General features: G+C 44.2%; 1 protein-coding gene. It reads right to left on the reverse strand.

Annotation, left to right across the window (positions count from 1 at the left end; translation table 11 throughout):
- Positions 1–743, reverse strand: a 743-nt coding sequence (locus A3750_RS00265; protein WP_156498259.1) for a HAMP domain-containing protein, incomplete at its 3' end; no start/stop codon positions are given.
- Between the last annotated feature and the right edge of the window lie 148 nt (positions 744–891).

The following is an 891-nucleotide window of genomic DNA, read 5'->3' on the forward strand; positions in this document are numbered from 1 at the left end:
GATTCCAGTTCGAGATTCGTATCACGAAGCGTCTTTGTTCTTTGCTCCACCTTCTCTTCTAACTCAGTGAATGACGAGTGCAAGGCTGTTCTCATCGCGTCTAATTCATCGGCCAACTCGATAAACTCTCTGTTTTTGACTTCTGGTGACGGAGAGTCGAAGTGCTGCTTAGATACTTCCGTGGCGAATCGCTTCAGGCTTCTAAGGGGCTCAGTGACACGGTATTTCAAAATCAGCAAGATAATGGAAATAATCACAACCAACTGGAATAAGGTGATAAGTATTATTTGAATGGCATAAGCAGAGACAAGTGATTTTGCCGATGAATAATTAAATACAAGATCAACCGAGCCGATCACCTGTTCTTCAAAAAACACATCCGAGACCAAATGAATACGATCCGACTCTTCTCCTAAAACGTCACGAGAAAACGCCGAAAACACTTCGCCGGTCGCGTCTTTTACAATGACCGCCTCAACTGCTGGATTCAAAGCGACGCCGTTGATTAAGTCTTTCGCATTTTCAGGCGTATAGCTCCACAAAGGCGCAATCAATCCTTTCTTAAGCACGACAAATAAGGCTTTCGCATCTTGCTCTGGACCAATAATCACTTCTTTTTGATATTGTCGGTAAACCTCGTAGCTTCCTACAAACAACACAGGAAAAAAGATGGCACTAAACATGGCAATAGTCAGGAACCAACTTAGCGTTCGCTGAAGATTCGCCTTCCCTCGACCCGACATAAAATCATTCCTGATAGGATGGTGTGCGAAAAATTGCTTAGTTATTCGCCTGCAAATTCGCGATGAACGCATCGATACGCTGCTTCACGATTCTCGCGTGCGTACCATCTTCAAACATTTCTTTTAGCGCCTTGTTTATGGGGGGCAG

This window comes from Oleiphilus sp. HI0079 (assembly GCF_001635105.1).